The sequence below is a fragment of the Herbaspirillum sp. B65 genome (genome assembly GCF_000333555.1).
Taxonomy (GTDB): Bacteria; Pseudomonadota; Gammaproteobacteria; order Burkholderiales; family Burkholderiaceae_D; genus Herbaspirillum; species Herbaspirillum rubrisubalbicans.
Genome location: NZ_BADI01000397.1, coordinates 1 through 2,151, shown reverse-complemented (window position 1 = coordinate 2,151; position 2,151 = coordinate 1). Strand labels below are relative to the sequence as shown.

3 protein-coding genes are annotated in these 2,151 nt (G+C 63.6%); all 3 read left to right on the top strand.

Going from position 1 to position 2,151, the window contains the following annotated elements; translation table 11 throughout:
• Window positions 1-1,430, top strand: a 1,430-nt coding sequence (locus I5W_RS09650; RefSeq protein ID WP_044529055.1) for a glycosyltransferase family 39 protein, incomplete at its 5' end; no start/stop codon positions are given.
• A complete protein-coding gene (locus tag I5W_RS09645) occupies window positions 1,427-1,798 on the top strand; it encodes an EamA family transporter (protein WP_044529054.1) in 372 nt (123 codons plus the stop codon). The genes I5W_RS09650 and I5W_RS09645, both read left to right, overlap by 4 nt.
• A gap of 101 nt (window positions 1,799-1,899) precedes the next feature.
• On the top strand, window positions 1,900-2,151 hold a 252-nt coding region (locus I5W_RS09640; RefSeq protein ID WP_044529053.1), incomplete at its 3' end, for a DegT/DnrJ/EryC1/StrS family aminotransferase.

Below are 2,151 nucleotides of genomic sequence, written 5' to 3'. Positions count from 1 at the left end.
TCGGCCTGGGGCCTATCCGGCAGCCGCGTCTTCATGGCCGCGTCGGCTTCTATGCCGCGCTGGTGCTGGCCTCCAGCTTCTTCTGGGCCGGCATGGGCCACATCAATACGCTGGACATGGGCCTGTCGGGCATGATGACCATCGCCCTGTGCGCGCTCTTGATGGCGCAGCGCGATGGCGTCTCGCGTGAAGGCCAGCGCAACTGGATGCTGTTGTGCTGGGCCGGCATGGCGCTGGCGGTACTGTCCAAGGGCTTGATCGGCATCGTCCTGCCGGGCGCGGTACTGGTGCTCTATACGCTCTTTGCGCGCGACTGGGCGATCTGGAAGCGACTGCACCTGGTCAAGGGCCTGCTGCTGTTCTTTGCCATCTGCACCCCGTGGTTCGTGGCAGTGTCGCTGCGCAACCCGGAATTCCCGCAATTCTTCTTCATCCACGAGCATTTCCAGCGCTTCACCACCAAGATCCATAGCCGCACCGGCCCGTGGTACTACTTCATTCCCATCCTGGTGCTGGGCATCATTCCCTGGCTGGGCGTGTTCTTCCAGAGCCTGTGGAAAGGCACTCGCGAACAGCGCGACACGGCCGGCTACAACAGCTTGAACGGTGGCCGCTTCCAGCCCAAGCGGCTGCTGCTGGTGTGGGCAGTGTTCATCTTCGTGTTCTTCAGCATCTCGGACTCCAAGCTGCCCTCCTATATTCTGCCGATCTTCCCGGCGCTGGCGTTGCTCATTGCCTGCTACCTGGAAGAAGCCGACTACAAGGCGCTGGCCTGGGCCGGTTCGCTGGTGGCGCTGCCCTCGGCGGTGGCGCTGGCCTTCATTCCGCGCGTGCCCGAGCTGGCCAAGGATGCCTATTCGCTGCCGCTGATCCAGGCCCACATCCCCTACCTGTATGCCGGGGCGCTGATCTTCTTCATCGGTGGCATCGCCGCCATCCGCCTGGCGCGCCAGCACAAGGACTGGGCCGTGACGGCACTGGCCACCACCGCCTTCGTGGCCGGCCAGTTGCTGATGCTGGGCCATGATCCGCAAGGCCGCTATTCCGCTGGCGTGGACTACGTGCCGGCTTTGCAGGCCGAATTGAAGCCGGAGACCCCGATCTACCTGGTCGGCCGCTACGAACAGGCGCTGCCCTTCTACCTGCGCCGCACCATGATCCTGGTCGAGCACGCCGATGAAATGGAATTCGGCCTCAAGCAAGAGCCACAGTTGTGGCTGCCGACCATCGATGCCTTCGTGGCACAGTGGGTGGCCGACCATGCGGCTGGCAAGAAGGATATCGCCATCATCGATCCCACCATCTATCAGCAACTGGTACAGCGCAAGCTGCCCATGCGCCTGATCGGCCAGGACCCGCGCCGCGTGATCGTGGCCAATGATCCGCAGCCGGCCACACCGGCCGCAGCCGAAAAGAAGGCGGCCCAATGAACCTGACCACCTTCGGCTTCATCTTCATCGGCATTTGTCTGAACGCTGTGGCCCAGTTGCTGCTCAAGGCCGGCACCAATGCGGTGGGCGCCATCCACCTCACGGCCGAGAACTGGTTTTCCACCGGCATCAAGCTGGCCACCCAATTGCCCATCATCGGCGGCCTGTCCTGCTACGTGATCTCGGTGGGGGTGTGGATCATCGGCCTGTCGCGGGTCGACGTCACCATCGCCTACCCGTTGCTATCGCTGGGCTACATCATCAACGCCATCGGCGCCTGGTACTTCCTGGGCGAGGCGGTCTCCCTGCAGCGCCTGGTGGCCATTGGCGTGATCATCGTCGGCGTGGTCTTGCTGACCAGAAGCTGATTTACAATAACGAGTTGCCCGTGCGCCCGGCGCACCGGCAACGGCCGCGCCGCCTGCTGCGCCGGCCCTCCTCCTTCAATACCGTTTGACCGGATGCCACCATGAGCCTGCCTTTCCTGCCGTTTGCCAAACCCACCATCGATGAAGCCACCATCACCGCCGTCGGCGAGGTGCTGCGCTCAGGCTGGATCACCAGTGGGCCCAAGGTGCAGGCCTTCGAAAAGGCCTTGTCGGACTACCTCGGCGGGCGCATCGTGCGTACCTTCAATTCCGGCACCTGCACCATGGAAATCGCCTTGCGCATCGCCGGCATCGGCCCGGGCGATGAAGTCATCACCACCCCGATCTCGGGG